This is a genomic window from Streptomyces sp. GQ60, assembly GCF_059758875.1.
The window spans coordinates 468819-485409 of sequence record NZ_JCAXEG010000006.1 but is presented as its reverse complement, the minus strand read 5'-3'; the positions used below and the strand labels follow the sequence as shown (position 1 = coordinate 485409).

Annotated in this window: 15 protein-coding genes; 9 read left to right on the top strand and 6 right to left on the bottom strand. The window is 72.6% G+C overall.

All coding sequences use genetic code 11. The features are described from left to right. The first annotated feature begins 122 nt into the window (after positions 1–122). The 5 genes from AC6CKD_RS18590 (at position 123) to AC6CKD_RS18570 (ending at position 5182) form a co-directional block, all read left to right on the top strand. Entirely contained in the window at positions 123–920 is a 798-nt protein-coding gene (locus AC6CKD_RS18590) for an MHYT domain-containing protein (RefSeq protein ID WP_498328570.1), read from the top strand. Between the two features lie 104 nt (positions 921–1024). Further along, a complete protein-coding gene (locus AC6CKD_RS18585) occupies positions 1025–3706 on the top strand; it encodes a sensor histidine kinase (RefSeq protein WP_498328569.1) in 2682 nt (893 codons plus the stop codon). Next, positions 3706–4149: a roadblock/LC7 domain-containing protein gene (locus tag AC6CKD_RS18580; protein ID WP_243340590.1), complete on the top strand. Its 444-nt coding sequence runs from the start codon at positions 3706–3708 to the stop codon at positions 4147–4149. The genes AC6CKD_RS18585 and AC6CKD_RS18580 overlap by 1 nt, the downstream gene beginning before the upstream one ends. An 11-nt stretch (positions 4150–4160) precedes the next feature. Next, on the top strand, positions 4161–4547 hold the full coding sequence (locus AC6CKD_RS18575) for a DUF742 domain-containing protein (protein ID WP_267757296.1): 387 nt from the start codon (positions 4161–4163) through the stop codon (positions 4545–4547). After that, complete coding sequence (locus AC6CKD_RS18570; RefSeq protein WP_498328568.1) at positions 4547–5182, top strand: GTP-binding protein; 636 nt, start codon at positions 4547–4549, stop codon at positions 5180–5182. The genes AC6CKD_RS18575 and AC6CKD_RS18570 overlap by 1 nt, the downstream gene beginning before the upstream one ends. A gap of 94 nt (positions 5183–5276) precedes the next feature. Here AC6CKD_RS18570 and AC6CKD_RS18565 read toward each other — a convergent pair whose 3' ends face one another. Beyond that, positions 5277–5705, bottom strand: a complete 429-nt coding sequence (locus AC6CKD_RS18565) for a PPOX class F420-dependent oxidoreductase (RefSeq protein WP_498328567.1) — start codon at positions 5703–5705, stop codon at positions 5277–5279. 106 nt (positions 5706–5811) lie between these two features. On the opposite strand from AC6CKD_RS18565, the gene AC6CKD_RS18560 reads away from it, so the two are divergent. Then, complete coding sequence (locus AC6CKD_RS18560) at positions 5812–6210, top strand: roadblock/LC7 domain-containing protein (RefSeq protein ID WP_243340556.1); 399 nt, start codon at positions 5812–5814, stop codon at positions 6208–6210. 117 nt (positions 6211–6327) lie between these two features. Beyond that, positions 6328–7293, top strand: a complete 966-nt coding sequence (locus AC6CKD_RS18555; protein WP_498328566.1) for a DUF6397 family protein — start codon at positions 6328–6330, stop codon at positions 7291–7293. On the opposite strand, the gene AC6CKD_RS18550 is transcribed toward AC6CKD_RS18555, so the two are convergent. From AC6CKD_RS18550 to AC6CKD_RS18540, 3 genes are all read right to left on the bottom strand, one after another. Continuing rightward, complete coding sequence (locus AC6CKD_RS18550; protein WP_498328565.1) at positions 7257–7658, bottom strand: YchJ family protein; 402 nt, start codon at positions 7656–7658, stop codon at positions 7257–7259. The genes AC6CKD_RS18555 and AC6CKD_RS18550 overlap by 37 nt on opposite strands. Positions 7659–7693: 35 nt before the next feature. Then, a complete protein-coding gene (locus tag AC6CKD_RS18545; protein ID WP_498328564.1) occupies positions 7694–8596 on the bottom strand; it encodes an acyl-CoA thioesterase in 903 nt (300 codons plus the stop codon). 106 nt (positions 8597–8702) lie between these two features. After that, complete coding sequence (locus AC6CKD_RS18540; protein ID WP_498328563.1) at positions 8703–11225, bottom strand: DEAD/DEAH box helicase; 2523 nt, start codon at positions 11223–11225, stop codon at positions 8703–8705. Positions 11226–11370: 145 nt separating this feature from the next. On the opposite strand from AC6CKD_RS18540, the gene AC6CKD_RS18535 reads away from it, so the two are divergent. Then, positions 11371–12162 carry a metal-dependent hydrolase gene (locus AC6CKD_RS18535; RefSeq protein WP_498328562.1) on the top strand — a complete coding sequence of 264 codons (792 nt, stop codon included), beginning with the start codon at positions 11371–11373 and terminating at the stop codon, positions 12160–12162. A gap of 88 nt (positions 12163–12250) precedes the next feature. Beyond that, positions 12251–12946, top strand: coding sequence for a hypothetical protein (locus AC6CKD_RS18530; protein ID WP_498328561.1), 696 nt, complete (start codon positions 12251–12253; stop codon positions 12944–12946). Between the two features lie 31 nt (positions 12947–12977). Here the strand turns inward: AC6CKD_RS18530 and AC6CKD_RS18525 are convergent, their stop codons facing one another. Beyond that, positions 12978–14759: an ABC transporter ATP-binding protein gene (locus AC6CKD_RS18525; protein ID WP_498328560.1), complete on the bottom strand. Its 1782-nt coding sequence runs from the start codon at positions 14757–14759 to the stop codon at positions 12978–12980. Continuing rightward, complete coding sequence (locus AC6CKD_RS18520) at positions 14756–16591, bottom strand: ABC transporter transmembrane domain-containing protein (RefSeq protein WP_498328559.1); 1836 nt, start codon at positions 16589–16591, stop codon at positions 14756–14758. The genes AC6CKD_RS18525 and AC6CKD_RS18520 overlap by 4 nt, the downstream gene beginning before the upstream one ends.

Sequence of the window (16591 nt, the reverse complement as noted above, 5' to 3'; positions counted from 1 at the left end):
GTGTGCAAGGTGGTACGTGGCGTGATCGAAGACGAACGTATCTCTGTCATATTCCAGCAGTTCCAGTGGCTTTCGAAATGCTGCCCGTGTTCGCTCCCTCACCCGGACTAGCTTCCGTGGCCATGGGACACCTGGACCACGCCGCCTACGGCTGGCTTACCCCCGCACTGTCATACGTGATGGCTTCGATCGGCGCCGCCCTAGGCCTGCGCTGCACCGTTCGCGCGCTCGCCGCGACCACCCGAGCCTCCCGACGCAACTGGCTCCTCACGGCGGCCTCGGCGATCGGCACCGGGATCTGGACGATGCACTTCGTCGCCATGCTCGGCTTCCACGTCACCGGGACCGAGATCCGCTACAACGTGCCGCTGACCATCCTCAGCCTCCTCGTCGCGATGGTCGTCGTCGGCGCCGGAGTCTTCGCCGTCGGCTACGGAAAGGACCGCGGCCGGGCCCTCGTCCTCGGCGGCCTCACCACCGGCCTCGGCGTCGCCAGCATGCACTACCTCGGCATGGCGGCCCTGCGCCTGCACGGCTCGGTCTCCTACGAGCCGCTCACGGTCGGGCTTTCCGTCGCCATCGCGGTCGTCGCGGCCACGGCGGCCCTATGGGCTGCCCTCAACATCAAGTCCCCGGTGGCCGTCGCCGTCGCCTCGCTCGTCATGGGCGGCGCCGTCAGCAGCATGCACTACACCGGCATGCTCGCGGTCGCCGTCCAGGTCACCCCCTCGGACGCGGCCCTGCCCGGAGCCACCGCCATGCAGTTCATCTTCCCGCTCGCCGTCGGCCTCGGCTCCTACCTCTTCATCACCTCCGCGTTCGTCGCCCTCTCACCGACCGCCGACGAGCGGGAGGCCTCAGCGATGGCCTCCGCCGACCTGCGCCTGGGAGATCGGGGCGCCCCCGCACCTGCGGGCTGAGGCGGCGCGGTCGTCCCGGCCGTCGCCGCCGTCGCCCCCACGCCACCCCCGCCACCGCCCCCGCGACCGTCACGTACGTACGCACCGCCCGGAACGAGGAGCCCATGCGCAGACCCCGCAGAACACCGGAAGCAGCGGCGTCGCGGCCGCCCGCGCCCGCGCCGGCGGGCGGCCGCGGCAAGGGGCCGGGCCGCCGGGCACACGCCGGACCGCCCGCCGAGGAGCCGGCGGAGCACGAGGCCTCCGGCCCGCTCGCGGCGATACCCGGCGCGGCCGGGGGCGGTGGCCGCGGCCCGCGACTGCGGCTGCGCCCCGCCACTGTCCGAGCGAAGATCGTCTCGCTGCTGATGGTGCCGGTGGTCTCCCTGCTCGCCCTCTGGGCCTTCGCGACCGTCGACGCGGCCCAGGACGTCGCCCGCCTCAGCCGCGCCCAGCGCGTCGACCGGGAACTGCGGGCACCGGTAGAAACCGCCGTCACCGCGCTGCAGGCCGAACGGCGCACGGCCGTACGGCTGCTGGCCGACCCCACCGGCGGCCAGGCGGCCGCCGCCCAGGCCCCCGGCCAGTCCGCCGCCCTGGACGAACAGGCACGCCGCACCGACGGGGCCGTACGGGCCCTGCGGCTCGGCGACCGCAACACCGTGGCCGACTCCGGCGACTACCGCATCGACATCGTCATCCGGCTGCGCGCCTTCATCGCCGCCGCCGAGGGCCTGGGCCCGGCGCGCGAGGACGTCGCCGAGCACCGGGCGACCCCGGAAGCGGCGTACGAGGCCTACACCCGGGTGATCGACGCGGCGCTGGAGGTGGGCGGCGCCCTCTCCGGAGGAGGCCCGGGCGCCGAACTGGGCGTCGACGCCCGGGTCCTGCTGGAGTTCGCACGGGCCGGGGAGCAGCTTTCGCGGGAGGACGCCCTGCTGACGGCGCCCGTGCCGCGCACCGCCGAAACGCTTCGCCGGCTGACCGGCGCGGTCGAGACCCGACGGGCCCTGACCGCCTCCGCCGCCCGGGACCTGCCGGCCGCCCAGCAGGACGCGTGGCAGTCCGTGGCCAAGAGCGCCGCCTACGCCGATCTCACCGGAGCCGAGGACCGGGCGCTGGCCGCTGCGGCCGGTGCCGGTGCCGGTGCTGCGGCCGCCGGCCCGCCCTCCGGCTGGGAGGCGGCGTACACCTCCGTCGCCGGCTCGATGCGGGAGATCGCGGACGCCGCCCACGCGGCATCCGCGGACCGCTCGGACCCGTTCGGCGCGGGCGCGCTGAGTCCCGCCGGAGCCGCCGTCGTCCTGGGCCTGGCCGCGGTGGCCGCCTCACTCGTCATCTCGGTCCGGATCGGCCGGGCCCTCGTCGTCGAGCTGGTCTCGCTGCGCAACACCGCGCTGGAGATCGCGCACCGCAAACTCCCGCAGGCCATGGACCGGTTGCGGGCCGGACAGGACATCGACGTGTCCGCCGAAACCCCGCGGGGACCGGCCGCCGACGACGAGATCGCCCAGGTCGGCGAGGCCCTGGCCACGGTCCACCGGGCCGCGCTCAGCGCCGCCGTCGAACGCGCCGAACTGGCCAGCGGCGTCAGCGGGGTCTTCGTCAACCTCGCCCGGCGCAGCCAGGTCCTCGTGCACAAGCAGCTCACCCTGCTCGACTCCATGGAGCGGCGCGCCGACGACCCGAACGAGCTCGGCGACCTCTTCCGCCTCGACCACCTCACCACCCGGATGCGGCGGCACGCGGAAAGTCTGATCATCCTGTCGGGCGCCGCCCCCGGGCGCGCCTGGCGGATGCCGATCCCGCTGACGAACGTCGTACGGGCCGCGGTCTCCGAGATCGAGGACTACCCGCGCGTCGAGGTCCGCCAGCTCGCCGAGGCCGCGGTCGTCGGCGGAGCCGTCGCCGACCTCACCCACCTGCTCGCCGAACTCATCGAGAACGCCACCCAGTTCTCCCCGCCCCACACCAAGGTCCGGGTCAGCGGAGAGCCCGTCGGCGCCGGCTACGTCCTGGAGGTCGAGGACCGGGGGCTCGGCATGGGCCGGGAGTCCCTCCAGGAGGCCAACCGGCGCATCGAGCAGTCCGAGGCGCTCGACCTCTTCGACAGCGACCGGCTAGGGCTCTTCGTGGTCAGCCGGCTCTCGGCCCGCCACGGTGTGAAGGTGCACCTGCGCATGTCACCGTACGGCGGCACCACCGCGGTGGTGCTGCTCCCGAACTCCCTGCTCCAGGGCGCCCTCACGGCCGCCGCCCCGCAGCCCGAGGAGGCGAGCCCCGCGGCTCCGGCGCCGGAGCCGGTCCCCGAACCGGTCAGGGAGCGGTTCAGGGAGTCGTCCCAGGCCATCAGCGTCGTACGGGACGACGTGCGCGGGGTCCCGGTCCCGGACCGGAGCCCCGTACGGGAGGAGCCCCGTCCGTCCCCGGTGGCCCCGCTGCGGCCGCGCGGCTCCGCGGGCGCGGTTCCCCGTACGCCCGCCCCGGCGGTCGCGGCGGCTCCGGCGGCCCCCTCGGGCCCGGCCGCCTCGGTCACCGAACTGCCGCGCCGGGTCCGGCAGGCGAGCCTCGTCCCGCAGCTGCGCGAGGCCCCCACCCCCAAGCCCCCGGCCGGTGTCCGGGGGGCGGACGAACCGCGCGGCCGCAGCCCCGAGCAGGCGCGCGAGCGGATGGCGGCGTACCGGGCGGGCTGGGTGCGGGGCACGCAGGCGGCCGGCGGAGCCGGCGCGGACGGTCCGGGCAGTGCGGGTGGCACAGGTGGCGGCACAGGCAGTACTGGCGAAGGCGAAGGCGAAGGAGCACGATGATGATCGAACATCAGAGGATCGACCTCGACGGCGTCCGCAGGTCGGGCGAACTCGACTGGCTCCTGGACGACCTCGTGGTCCGGGTGCGAGAGGTCCGGCACGCCGTGGTCCTGTCCAACGACGGCCTGGCGGTGGGTGCTTCCAGCGCGCTCAGCCGGGAGGACGCCGAGCACCTGGCGGCCGTGGCGTCCGGGTTCCACAGCCTGGCCAAGGGCGCGGGCCGGCACTTCCACGCCGGGGGCGTGCGCCAGACGATGGTGGAGATGGACGAGGGGTTCCTCTTCGTGGCGGCCGCGGGAGACGGATCCTGCCTGGCCGTGCTCAGCGGGGCAGGAGCCGACATGGGGCTGATCGCCTACGAGATGGCCCGGCTGGTCAAGCGGGTCGGCGAACACCTGTACACCCCGGCGCGGTTCGCGGCGCGGCCGCCGGCCGCCGGTTGAGGGCGGCGGCCTTGAGCACGAACGGGCGGTGGTACGACGCCGACGCGGGCCCGCTCGTCCGTCCGTACGCCATGACCGGCGGGCGCACGAAGCCGGGTCCCCACGGGGTCCGCTTCGACCTGATCGCGCTGGTCGTCGTGGACCCGGCGGGAACGGACGAGGCGGCCGAGTCCCTGCTGGGCCCGGAGCACCGGGCGCTGCTCGGCCTGTGCCGGGACGAGACCCAGTCGGTGGCGGAGCTCGCGGCGGACGCGGACCTGCCCGTGGGCGTGGTGCGCGTGCTGCTCGGGGACCTGCTGGAGGCCGGGCACGTCAAGGTCAGCCGGCCGGTGCCGCCCGCACAGTTGCCGGACGAGCGGATTCTGCGTGAAGTCATCGAGGGATTGCGAGCGCTGTGATGGGACTGCACCACAACGGGTCGGCGCCGGCCGCCGACGGCGAGGAACTGGCCGCGCTCGCGCTGAAGATACTCGTGGCGGGCGGCTTCGGCGTCGGGAAGACGACCCTGGTCGGCGCGGTCAGCGAGATCCGGCCGCTGCGTACGGAGGAAATGCTCAGCGAGGCCGGGGAACTGGTCGACGACACGGGCGGGGTCGACCAGAAGACGACGACCACCGTGGCCATGGACTTCGGGCGGATCACGATCAGGTCGGGGCTGTCGCTGTACCTGTTCGGGACCCCGGGGCAGGACCGGTTCTGGTTCCTGTGGGACGAGCTGTCGCAGGGGGCGCTGGGCGCGGTGGTCCTCGCCGACACGCGGCGGCTGGAGGACTGCTTCCCGGCGGTCGACTACTTCGAACACCGCAAGATCCCGTTCGTCGTGGCCGTCAACTGCTTCGCGAACGCGCGGCGGTACGCCTCGAACGAGGTCGCGCGGGCGCTGGACCTCGATCAGGGGACGCCGGTGGTGCTGTGCGACGCACGGGACAAGGACTCCGGGAAGGAAGTGCTGATCCGGCTGGTGGAGTACGCGGGACGGGTGCACACGGCGCGGCTGCTGGAATCGGTGGAACCGCGGGCCGATTCGGTGTGAACCGGCCCGCGGCGAAGGGGTGGCGGGCTCGGGCGGTACGGGCTCGGCGCTGCGGGCTCTGGCGGTACGGGTCCGGACGGTACGGGCGACGCCGTCAGTCGGCCACGCCGGCGGCTGAGATCACCTTGTCGATGGACACGCGCACGAGCAGCTCGCCCGGTACGGCGTTGCGGCGGCCGAAGGCCTCGCCGTTCTCGGCTCCCATGTAGCGGGTGCCGATCCTGGTCGCCCAGGGGAGCATCGCGTCCAGGTCCTCGCTGATCTCCGCCCGGCCCTGGAGGATCACGTAGGAGAAGGGTGGCCGGTCGTCGTCCACGCAAAGGGCGACGCGGCCGTCGCGGGCCAGATTGCGTCCCTTGACGGTGTCCTTCCCGGTGTTGAACACGAAGGAGTCTCCGTCGAGAACGAACCAGATGGGAGCGATGTGCGGGCTTCCGTCCTCACGGACGGTGGACAGTTTCCCGGTGCGGGTGGCGCGGGAGACGAACTCCCGCCATTCCTCTTGAGTCATCTTCTTCACCATGGGCCCATCCTCCTTGCCGGAAAGCCGCTGGTGGGGAAGGCTGGCGGCACGACTACACGGGGTGGGGCGCGGCCGGTCGGACCGCGCCGACGGGGAGGGACTGTAGATGGCGCTGGACAAGCAGCTGGACTGGCTGCTGGACGACTTGACGCGGCGCGTACAGCAGGTGCGGCACGCGGTGGTGCTCTCCAACGACGGCCTGGTGACGGGCGCGAGCGCGGGACTGGCACGGGAGGACGCGGAGCACCTGGCGGCCGTCGCGGCGGGGCTGCAGAGCCTGGCGAAGGGCTCGGGGCGGCACTTCAGGGCGGGTGAGGTCCGTCAGACGATGGTCGAGTACGACGACGGAGTCCTCTTCGTCATGGCGGCGGGTGCGGGCAGCTGCCTGTGCGTGCTGAGTGCCTCCGAGGCCGACATCGGGCACGTGGCGTACGAGATGACGCTGCTGGTCAACCGGGTGGGGGAACACCTGGGTGTCGCGGAGCGGCGGATCACCGGCGGCTGAGGCCGGCGGGCGGGCGGCGCGTTCCGCCCTCTCGGAGTTGTCCACAGGCCCTGCGGGGCGTCGTTGCTCTGAGTTACGTTCTTCACACACAGTAATCACTCTGGTGGGGAGAGCACGATGACGCAGACGGTTCAGGCGCCGCACGTGACGGACATGACGCACATGAGGCACATGGCGCGGGCGACGTCGACGGTGCGGATGGCGCCGATGACGCGGACGGCCAAGGTGGAGTCCGCAGGGTCCGTGGAGTCCGTGGAGTCCGTGGAGTCCGTGGAGTCCGTGGAGTCCGCGCCGGCGGGGTGCGGCGAGGCCGCCGGGTTGATGGGCGGCGGTCGGGCCGCCGGGGAACTGGAACTGAGCCGTGGTGAGTTCGCCCGCGCCGTCCAGCTGGGCATCGTACGGGCCGGGCCCCGAGGCGCCGCCGGGGCCGCACGGTACACCCGGACCGAAGTCGACCGGCTCCGGTCGGCCGAGGGGTTCCCGGACGCGCTGCGCGAGCGTGTGCGGACGGTCGCGGGAGCGGAGGCCGGGGCCGCCGTCCTGGGGGTCGGCCCGAGCAGGTTCACCCGGCTCGCACGCTGCGGACACCTCGCTCCGGTGGGATACCGGATCAACCGCTACCGGTTGGTGGTGTGGCTCTACCTGACCGCGGAGCTACGGGACTTCGCGGCACGCGAGCCGGGGATGCTGCGCGGGAGCGCGCCGCCGGGCGACCGGGAGCTGATGGCGGCCAGGGTGGACATGCGCCCCCGGACGTGGCGCGAGCGGCACGTCGGGCTGCTGCTGAGACGGACCGCCGACCCCTGGGAACGGGCTGCCGTACTGGCCTCCGTGCTCCCCGAAGACGACCTGCGCGCGACCGTGCCCGACGCGGCGGAGCGCATCCTGCTGGGGGCACTCGCCCCGCCCCCGCCCTACGGGCACCCGCAGGTTCCGGCGGCCGCCGAGGTGGCGGCCCGGCTGCTCCGGGCCGGGCCACCGGACGAGATCGGCCGGTACCGCACCAGCCTCGACTTCGCCCTGACCGGAGCCAGAGGGCAGAGGGGTCAGTCGAAGTCGACGGGGGAGAGGGGGCCGACGTAGACCCAGGCCCCGTTCTCCCGGGCGAAGGAACTGTGCTCGTGCAGGGAGCCGGTGTGCCGGCCCTCGCGGTAGTGCGCCCGGAACTCCACCGAGCCCTCCGTCTCGAACATCCCGCCGCGCTCGGTGGCCAGGATCTCCAGGCGTTCCCAGCGCTGCCCGGGATCCAGGTCGAGCACGCCCGGCCGGGTCGACGGGTGCCAGGAGCGCAGGAGATAGGCGGTGTCGCGGACGGCGAAGGCGCTGAAGCGGGAACGCATCAGCAGCTCGGCGGTGGGCGCCTGCCGCTCCCCGGAGTGGAAGCGGCCGCAGCACTCCGGGTAGGTGGCGGGCAGCCCGCAGGGGCAGGGCAGGGCCGGGGTGGGCATGGGAAATCGCTCGGTTCTTTCGAGGACGGGAGGGACTACTGGGGCGACACGGCGGGCTTGGAGGCCTTCGCGCCGTAGGGGCGGAAGAGCCCCTCCTGGACCACGGACACGAGCAGCCTGCCGTCGAGGTCGTAGATGCGGCCGCGGGCGAGGCCCCGGCCGCCGTGCGCGATGGGCGACTCCTGGTCGTACAGGAACCACTCGTCCGCCCGGAACGGGCGGTGGAACCACATGGCGTGGTCGAGGGAGGCCATGTCGAAACCGCGCATGCCCCACAGGGGTTCCACGGGGATGCGCACGGCGTCGAGGAGGGTCATGTCACTGGCGTAGGTGAGGGCGCAGGTGTGCACGAGCGGGTCGTCGCCCAGCGGGCCGACGGCGCGCATCCACACCGCGCTGCGCGGATCGGCGTCCTTGAGCTCCTCGGGGGACCAGCGGAGCCGGTCCACGTAGCGGATGTCGAAGGGCTGGCGGCGGGCCATCCGCTCCAGCGCCTCCGGCAGCGTGCCCAGGTGCTCGCGGATTTCGTCCACGACCTTCGGGAGCGTGTCCGGGTGCGGGAAGTCGAGGCGGGGAGGGAGCTGGTGCTCGATGCTGCCCTCCTCCGGGTGATGGAAGGAGGCGGTCAGATTGAAGATGGTCTTGCCCTGCTGGACCGCGGTGACCCGGCGGGTGGTGAAGGAGCGCCCGTCGCGCACCCGCTCCACCTGGTACACGATCGGTACTCCGGGGATGCCGGGGCGCAGGAAGTACGAGTGGAGGGAGTGGACCGGCCGGTCGCCCTCCGTGGTGCGGCCGGCGGCCACCAGTGCCTGGCCGGCGACCTGGCCGCCGAAGACGCGCTGGAGGGACTCCTGGGGGCTGGCGCCCCGGAAGATGTTGACCTCGATCTGCTCCAGGTCGAGCAGATCGACCAGCCTCTCGGCGGGGTTCGTCATCAGAGGATCTCCACTGTCGGGCCCGGCGGCCGTGGCGGCGCCGGTCGGTTGCGGGTCGGGGGTCGGTGGGCGGTCGGGTGCCCGTCCGGGCGGAGCCGGGGGACGGTCAGAGCTGGCCGAGTTCGCCGACCGAGGTGACGCGCAGGACGGCCCGGCCCTCCTCGTCGGAGGCGGCGAGGTCCACCTCGGCGCTGATGCCCCAGCCATGGTCGCCGTTCGGGTCGGCGAAGGTCTGGCGGACGCGCCACAGGCCGTGCGCCGGATCCTCCTCGATCTGGAGCAGCTTGGGGCCGCGCGCGTCGGGGCCCGTGCCCAGGTCGTCGTACTCGTCCCAGTAGCCGTCCATGGCCTCGCCCCAGGCGTCGGCGTCCCAGCCGGAGTCGCCGTCCAGCTCGCCCAGCACGTTGACGTGGTCCAGGGCTGCCAGCTCCACCCGGCGGAACATGGCGTTGCGGACCAGGACGCGGAAGGCGCGGGAGTTCGCGGTGACCGGCTTGACCTGGTCGGCCTTCTCCTGGGCCTGCTCCGCCGTCTCCACCTCCGGGTTCGCCAGCTGCTCCCACTCGTCGAGCAGGCTGGAGTCGACCTGGCGGACCAGCTCGCCGAGCCACTCGATCAGGTCCTGGAGGTCCTCGGACTTGAGGTCGTCGGGGATGGTGTGGTCCAGCGCCTTGAAGGCGCTCGCCAGGTAGCGCAGCACGATGCCCTCGGTGCGCGCCAGTTCGTAGTACGAGGTGAACTCGGTGAAGGTCATCGCGCGTTCGTACATGTCGCGGATGATCGACTTCGGGGAGACCGGGTGGTCGCGGACCCACGGGTGGCTCTTGCTGTACACGTCGTAGGCGTGCAGGAGCAGTTCTTCGAGCGGCTTGGGATAGGTGATCTCCTGGAGCCGCTCCATCCGCTCCTCGTACTCGACCCCGTCGGCCTTCATCGCGCCCACGGCCGTGCCGCGTTCCTTGTTCTGCTGGGCGGCGAGGATCTGGCGCGGGTCGTCCAGCGTGGACTCCACCACCGAGACCATGTCCAGCGCGTAGGAAGGGGACTCCGGGTCCAGCAGGTCGAACGAGGCCAGCGCGAAGGTGGACAGCGGCTGGTTCAGCGCGAAGTCCTGCTGGAGGTCGACGGTCAGCCGGATCGTGCGGCCCTCGGCGTCCGGGGTGTCGAGCTTCTCGACGACACCGCCGTCCAGCAGGGAGCGGTAGATGGCGATGGCCCGCCGGATGTGGCGCAGTTGGGCCTTGCGCGGCTCGTGATTGTCCTCGAGCAGGTGGCGCATCGCCTTGAAGGCGTCGCCGGGCCGGGCGATGACCGACAGGAGCATGATGTTGGTGACCTTGAAGCGCGAGGTCAGCGCCTCCGGGTCGGCGGCGATGAGCTTCTCGAAGGTGAGGTCGGACCAGGCCACGAAGCCCTCGGGGGCCTTCTTGCGGACCACCTTGCGGCGCTTCTTCGGGTCGTCGCCCGCCTTCGCCAGGGCCTTCTCGTTCTCGATGACGTGCTCGGGCGCCTGGGCCACCACATAGCCGGCGGTGTCGAAGCCGGCCCGGCCGGCGCGGCCGGCGATCTGGTGGAACTCACGGGCGCGCAGCGTGCGGACCCGGGTCCCGTCGTACTTGGTCAGCGCGGTGAACAGCACGGTGCGGATCGGGACGTTGACGCCGACGCCGAGGGTGTCGGTTCCGCAGATGACCTTCAGCAGACCGGCCTGGGCGAGCTTCTCCACCAGGCGGCGGTACTTGGGCAGCATGCCCGCGTGGTGCACGCCGATGCCGTGGCGGACGTACCGGGAGAGGTTCTGGCCGAACTTGGTGGTGAAGCGGAAGTTGCCGATCAGCTCGGCGATCTTGTCCTTCTCCTCGCGGGTGCACATGTTGATGCTCATCAGCGACTGCGCCCGCTCGACCGCCTGGGCCTGCGTGAAGTGCACGATGTAGACCGGCGCCTGCCGGGTCTCCAGGAGCTCGGTGATGGTGTCGGTGATCGGCGTCGTGACGTACTCGTAGGACAGCGGGACGGGCCGGGTCACGGAGCGGACCACCGAGGTGGGCCGGCCGGTGCGCCGCGTCAGGTCCTCCTCGAACCGCTTCATGTCGCCGAGCGTCGCGGACATCAGCACGAACTGCGCCTGCGGCAGCTCCAGGATCGGGATCTGCCAGGCCCAGCCGCGGTCCGGCTCCGCGTAGAAGTGGAACTCGTCCATCACGACCTGGCCGATGTCGGCGTACTTGCCGTCGCGCAGGGCGATCGAGGCCAGCACCTCGGCGGTGCAGCAGATCACCGGCGCGTCCGAGTTCACCGAGGCGTCGCCGGTCAGCATGCCGACGTTCTCGGTGCCGAAGAGCTTGCACAGGTCGAAGAACTTCTCCGAGACCAGCGCCTTGATCGGCGCGGTGTAGAAGGTGACCTTGTCCTGGGCCAGGGCCGTGAAGTGCGCACCCGCGGCCACCAGGCTCTTGCCGGAGCCGGTCGGGGTGGACAGGATCACGTTCGCGCCCGAGACGACCTCGATCAGCGCTTCTTCCTGAGCCGGGTACAGGGTGATGCCCTGCTCCTCGGCCCACGAGGAGAAAGCCTCGAAGAGGGCGTCGGGGTCGGCGTTCGGCGGGAGCTGATCGATGAGGGTCACACCCCCCATCTTGCCTGGCTTCCCCCCGGATCAGGGAACCGGCGGACAGAAGGAAGATCATCGGCGGTACGCTGTGCCGTCGATGCGGCCCGAACGACACCGTCAACAGGGCCCGACCAGCACACCACCGGGGCGGGAAACGACCATGATGGGTCCGGCGCACTCACTGTCCGGGGCAGCGGCCTGGCTGGGGGTGGGTGCCGCGGCAGCCGCCGCCGGACACCCGATGCCCTGGCCCGTCCTCGTCATCGGCGCGCTCATCTGCGCCGGAGCCGCCCTGGCCCCCGACCTGGACCACAAGTCGGCGACGATCTCCCGCGCCTTCGGCCCGCTCTCCCGAGGCCTGTGCGAGGTGGTCGACAAGATCTCCTACGGGGTCTACAAGGCCACCAGGGCCCCGCGCGACGCCCGCCGCACCGGAGGCCACCGCACCCTGACCCACACCTGGGTGTGGGCCGTCCTGATCGGCGCCGGCTCCTCCGCGATCGCCGTCACCGCGGACCGCTGGGGGGTGCTCGCCCTCCTCTTCATCCACCTGGTCCTCGCCGTCGAAGGCCTGCTGTGGAAGGCCGCCCGGATGTCCAGCGACATCCTGGTCTGGCTGCTCGGCGCGACCAGCGCCTGGATACTGGCCGGCGTGCTCGACCAGCCCGGCAACGGCTCCGGCTGGCTCTTCTCCGCCCCCGGCCAGGAATACCTGTGGCTCGGCCTGCCGATCGTCCTCGGCGCCCTGGTCCACGACATCGGCGACGCCCTGACCGTCTCGGGCTGCCCGATCCTGTGGCCGCTGCCCATCGCGGGCAAGCGCTGGTACCCGATCGGCCCGCCGAAGTTGATGCGCTTCCGTGCCGGCAGCTGGGTGGAGCTCAAGGTCCTCATGCCCGTGTTCATGCTCCTCGGCGGAGTCGGCGGAGCCTCCGCCCTCGGTTTCATCTGACCGCCTGACCGCCTGACCGCCTGACCGCCTGACCGCCCGACCCGGTCGTCCGTCCGGCGGCCCGTGGCCGGCGACGTAGCCTGGCCAAATGCCCGATGACATCCTCGCCCGGTGGCCGCTCGCGTCCCCCGCCGAGGCGGACTGGCTCGCGGAGCTCACCCAGGACGACGGACTCACCGGCTACGAGGCCCCCGGCCGCCCCGACGCGGCCTGGGTGCTCGGTGGCATGTACGAGCGCGGAATGAACGCCGGGGACTCGGTCAATCACAGCCAGGGCCGGGTCGAGCACCCCGGGCCGGGCTGGGAGCGGCTGCGCTGGGCGGACCTGGCCGTCCGCCTCGGAGATCCGGTCGTGCCGCAGGGGACGTACCCCTGCTGTCACTGCTTCCCCTCCGCGAAAGAGGCGGGCATCGGGCCCGGTTCCGTGGAGTGGCCCGCAGAGGGCAGTCTCGACAGACCCACGTGGGACCTGTTGATCCGGGTCCTCACTGCCTACAGCCCCCGGGGAGCGGACACCCCCTGCACGGCGTACTACAGCCCCATGGCCGCGTGGGACTTCGAGCGGAAGAACGTCCGTTCCGGGAGGCTGGGCGACGCGCAGGCCCTCTTCGACCACCCGGACATTATGTACACCCCCTCCAACCTATGGCCCCAGGACCGCTCCTGGGTCCTGTTCACCGATTACGACCTGTGGGCCACCAAGGTCTCCGGACCCGAGCGCCTGGTCGAGGCACTGCTGCGCGACTCCGAGATCGAGGCCGTTCGCCTGCCCTGGACCACGTAGAGAAGGCCCAGGGCAGGCGCGGCAGTGCGGATCAGCCGTGCCAAGAGCGCCACAGGGCCGCGTACGCGCCGTCCGCCTCGACCAGGGCGTCGTGCGAGCCCAGCTCGGTGATGCGGCCGGCCTCGACCACCGCGATCACGTCCGCGTCGTGCGCGGTGTGCAGCCGGTGCGCGATCGCGATCACCGTGCGGCCGTCCAGCACCCGGGCCAGCGAGCGCTCCAAGTGCCGGGCCGCGCGCGGGTCCAGCAGCGAGGTGGCCTCGTCCAAGACCAGCGTGTGCGGATCGGCCAGGACCAGCCGGGCCAGCGCGATCTGCTGCGCCTGCGCCGGGGTCAGCGCCGCGGATCCCGAGCCGACCTCGGTGTCCAGGCCGGCGTCCAGCGCCCGGGCCCAGTCCTGCGCGTCGACGGCGTCGAGCGCCGCCCACAGCTCGGCGTCACCGGCCTCCGTACGCGCCAGGCGCAGGTTGTCCCGCAGGGAACCCACGAACACGTGGTGCTCCTGGTTGACCAGGGCCACGTGCTCGCGCACCCGCTCCGCCGGCATCTGCGACAGCCGTGCACCGCCGAGGGTGATCTCACCGGTCCGCGGCGCGTAGATGCCCGCCAGGAGCCGGCCCAGCGTGGACTTGCCCGCGCCCGAGGGCCCGACCAGGGCCATCCGGGTGCCCGGCGGCACCGACATCGACACCTGGTGCAGGACGTCGACGCCCTCGCGGTACCCGAAGTGCACCTGGTCCGCCCGGACGTCCCTGCCGTCCGGGGAGACGCCCGCGTCGCCCGCGTCCGGCTCGATCTCCCGCACGCCCACCAGCCGGCCCAGCGAGACCTGCGCGATCTGCAGTTCGTCGTACCAGCGCAGGATCAGGCCGATCGGGTCGACCATCATCTGGGCGAGCAGGGCGCCCGTGGTGAGCTGCCCCACCGACATCCAGCCCTGGATCACGCAGTATCCGCCGATCATCAGCACCGAGCCGAGGATCGTCACGTAGGTGACGTTGACGACCGGGAAGAGGACCGTCCGCAGGAACAGCGTGTAGCGCTCCCACGCCGTCCACTCCTTGATCCGCCGCTCCGACAGCTCGATCCGGCGTCCGCCGAGGCGGTGCGCCTCGATGGTGCGGCCCGCGTCCACCGTCTCGGTGAGCACGGCGGCGACCGCCGCGTACCCGGCGGCCTCCGAACGGTAGGCCCGGGGCGCCCGCTTGAAGTACCAGCGGCAGCCGATCACCAGCACCGGCAGCGCCACCAGCGCGGCCAGCGCCAGCGGCGGCGCGGTCACGGCGAGCGCACCGTAGAGGAGCCCCGCCCACACCACGCCGATGGCCAGCTGCGGGACGGCCTCGCGCATCGCGTTGGCCAGCCGGTCGATGTCCGTGGTGATCCGGGACAGCAGGTCACCGGTACCCGCGCGCTCCAGCACGCCCGGCGGGAGGCCCACCGACCGCACGAGGAAGTCCTCGCGCAGATCGGCCAGCATCTCCTCGCCGAGCATCGCCCCGCGCAGCCGGACCAGCCGCACGAACACGGTCTGGACACCGAGCGCCAGGGCGAACAGCAGGCCGACTTGCCCCAGATGCAGTTCGCGGGCCCCTTGCGAGAGCCGGTCCACGACCTGGCCCAGCAGGTACGGGCCGACCATGGAGGCGATCACCGCGACGGTGTTGACCCCCACCAGCACCAGGAAGGCCCGCCGGTGACGGCGGAACAGGCCGCGCACGTAGCCCCGTACCGTCGCGGAGCTGCCCACGGGCAGGGTCGCGGCCGTTTCCGGGGCGGCCGGATCGTATTGCGGCGGCGCCACGCCGATCATGCGGATTCCTCGATTTCGGTCAGTACGGATTCCAGCCGCGGGAGCTGCTGTTCTTCCTCGGTCTCGCGGGTGACGACCGCCCGGTAGCGCGGGTCGCCGTGCAGCAGCTCGCGGTGCGTGCCGCTCGCCGCCGCCGTGCCCTCGTGGATCAGGACGACCCGGTCGGCGCGGTCCAGCAGCAGCGGCGAGGAAGCCAGTACCACCGTCGTGCGTCCGGTGCGCAGGGCCGAGATCCCCTCCGCGATCCGGGCCTCGGTGTGCGAGTCGACCGCCGAGGTCGGCTCGTCCAGCACGAGTACCTCGGGATCGGTCAGCAGGGACCGGGCCAGCGCCAGCCGCTGTCGCTGCCCGCCGGACAGCGAGCGCCCGCGCTCGGTGATCCGGGCGTCCATCGGGTCGCTCACCCCCTCCGGCGCGGACTGCAGCAGGGCGTCCAGCACGTCCGCGCACTGGGCCGCCGCGAGCGCCGCCGGCGCTTCGACCGTCCCGGACGCCGGTACGTCGAACAGTGCGCGCAGCGTCCCGGACAGCAGGACCGGATCCTTGTCCTGTACGAGGACCAGCGTGCGCGCGGTGTCCAGCGCGAGCTCGTCCAGCGCGACCCCGCCCAGCAGGACGGAGGGCCCGGCCGCGGCGTCCATCGGGTGCCCGCCCAGGCGCTCCGCGAGCCGGCCCGCCAGGTCCGGGTCCCCGCACACCACGGCGGTGAACCGGCCCGCCGGGACGAGCAGACCGGTCTCCGGGTCGTACAGGTCGCCGCCGGGGGCAGGGGTCCGCGCGGCCTCGGCGGCGACCACCGGCTCCGCACCGGCCTCCGCGGCCTCCGCCTCCGTGTCGGTCCGGGTCAGTGACAGCACCCGGGCGGCCCGCTTGGCCGACGGGCGCGAGAAGGAGTACGCCATCGCGATCTCCTCGAAGTGCCGCAGCGGGTAGAGCATGGTCGCCACCGCGCTGAAGGCGGCGACGAGTTCACCGACGTCCAGCCGGCCCTCCAGCACGAGCGCGGCGCCGTACCAGACCACCGTGATCAGCAGCGCGCCCGGCAGCAGCACCTGGATCGCGGAGATCAGCGCCCACATCCGGGCACTGTGCACGGCCGCTTCGCGGACCTCCTGCGAGGCCTCGCGGTAGCGGCTCAGGAACAGTTCCTCGCCGCCGATGCCGCGCAGGACGCGCAGCCCCGCCACGGTGTCCGAGGCCAGTTCGGTGGCCCTGCCCGCCTTCTCCCGCTGGACGTCGGCGCGTTGGGTGGCGCGCGGCAGCAGCGGCAGGACGGCCAGGGCGAGCACCGGCATGCCGAGGGCCACGACGACGCCGATCGTGGGCGCGTAGAACAGCAGGACGACACAGCCGATGACCAGGGTCACGGCGGCGGCAAGGAAGCGGGAGACCGCCTCGACGAACCAGCCGATCTTCTCCACGTCGCCCGTGGAGACGGCCACCACCTCGCCCGCCGCGACCCGCCGGGTCAGGGCGGAGCCCAGTTCGGCTGTCTTGCGGGCCAGCAACTGCTGGACCCGCGCGGCGGCGGTGATCCAGTTGGTGACGGCCGTGCGGTGCAGCATCGCGTCGCCGAGCGAGATCGCGACGCCGAGCAGCGCGATCAGGCCGCCGACCCACAGCAGCCGGGCGCCGTCGCCGTCCACGACCGCGTCGATGCCCAGGCCCACGGTGTACGGCAGCCCCGCGATGCCGCCGAAGTGGAGCAGCCCCCAGCACAGGCTCTTGGCCTGTCCGCCGAGTTGGCCCCGACCCAGCCACCAGAGGAACCGGGGGCCGGAGCGAGCATCGGGTACCCCTGGGTCCGGATACGGAAGATCGCTGATCTGCAT

What these genes read in the sequence shown, in the direction of transcription:
- AC6CKD_RS18590 (WP_498328570.1), top strand. Translation starts at nt 123, where the DNA reads ATGGGACACCTGGACCACGCCGCCTACGGCTGGCTTACCCCCGCACTG.
- AC6CKD_RS18585 (WP_498328569.1), top strand. Translation starts at nt 1,025, where the DNA reads ATGCGCAGACCCCGCAGAACACCGGAAGCAGCGGCGTCGCGGCCGCCC.
- AC6CKD_RS18580 (WP_243340590.1), top strand. Translation starts at nt 3,706, where the DNA reads ATGATCGAACATCAGAGGATCGACCTCGACGGCGTCCGCAGGTCGGGC.
- AC6CKD_RS18570 (WP_498328568.1), top strand. Translation starts at nt 4,547, where the DNA reads ATGGGACTGCACCACAACGGGTCGGCGCCGGCCGCCGACGGCGAGGAA.
- AC6CKD_RS18565 (WP_498328567.1), bottom strand. Translation starts at nt 5,705, where the DNA reads ATGGTGAAGAAGATGACTCAAGAGGAATGGCGGGAGTTCGTCTCCCGC.
- AC6CKD_RS18560 (WP_243340556.1), top strand. Translation starts at nt 5,812, where the DNA reads ATGGCGCTGGACAAGCAGCTGGACTGGCTGCTGGACGACTTGACGCGG.
- AC6CKD_RS18555 (WP_498328566.1), top strand. Translation starts at nt 6,328, where the DNA reads ATGACGCAGACGGTTCAGGCGCCGCACGTGACGGACATGACGCACATG.
- AC6CKD_RS18550 (WP_498328565.1), bottom strand. Translation starts at nt 7,658, where the DNA reads ATGCCCACCCCGGCCCTGCCCTGCCCCTGCGGGCTGCCCGCCACCTAC.
- AC6CKD_RS18545 (WP_498328564.1), bottom strand. Translation starts at nt 8,596, where the DNA reads ATGACGAACCCCGCCGAGAGGCTGGTCGATCTGCTCGACCTGGAGCAG.
- AC6CKD_RS18535 (WP_498328562.1), top strand. Translation starts at nt 11,371, where the DNA reads ATGATGGGTCCGGCGCACTCACTGTCCGGGGCAGCGGCCTGGCTGGGG.
- AC6CKD_RS18530 (WP_498328561.1), top strand. Translation starts at nt 12,251, where the DNA reads ATGCCCGATGACATCCTCGCCCGGTGGCCGCTCGCGTCCCCCGCCGAG.
- AC6CKD_RS18525 (WP_498328560.1), bottom strand. Translation starts at nt 14,759, where the DNA reads ATGATCGGCGTGGCGCCGCCGCAATACGATCCGGCCGCCCCGGAAACG.
- AC6CKD_RS18520 (WP_498328559.1), bottom strand. Translation starts at nt 16,591, where the DNA reads ATGCAGATCAGCGATCTTCCGTATCCGGACCCAGGGGTACCCGATGCT.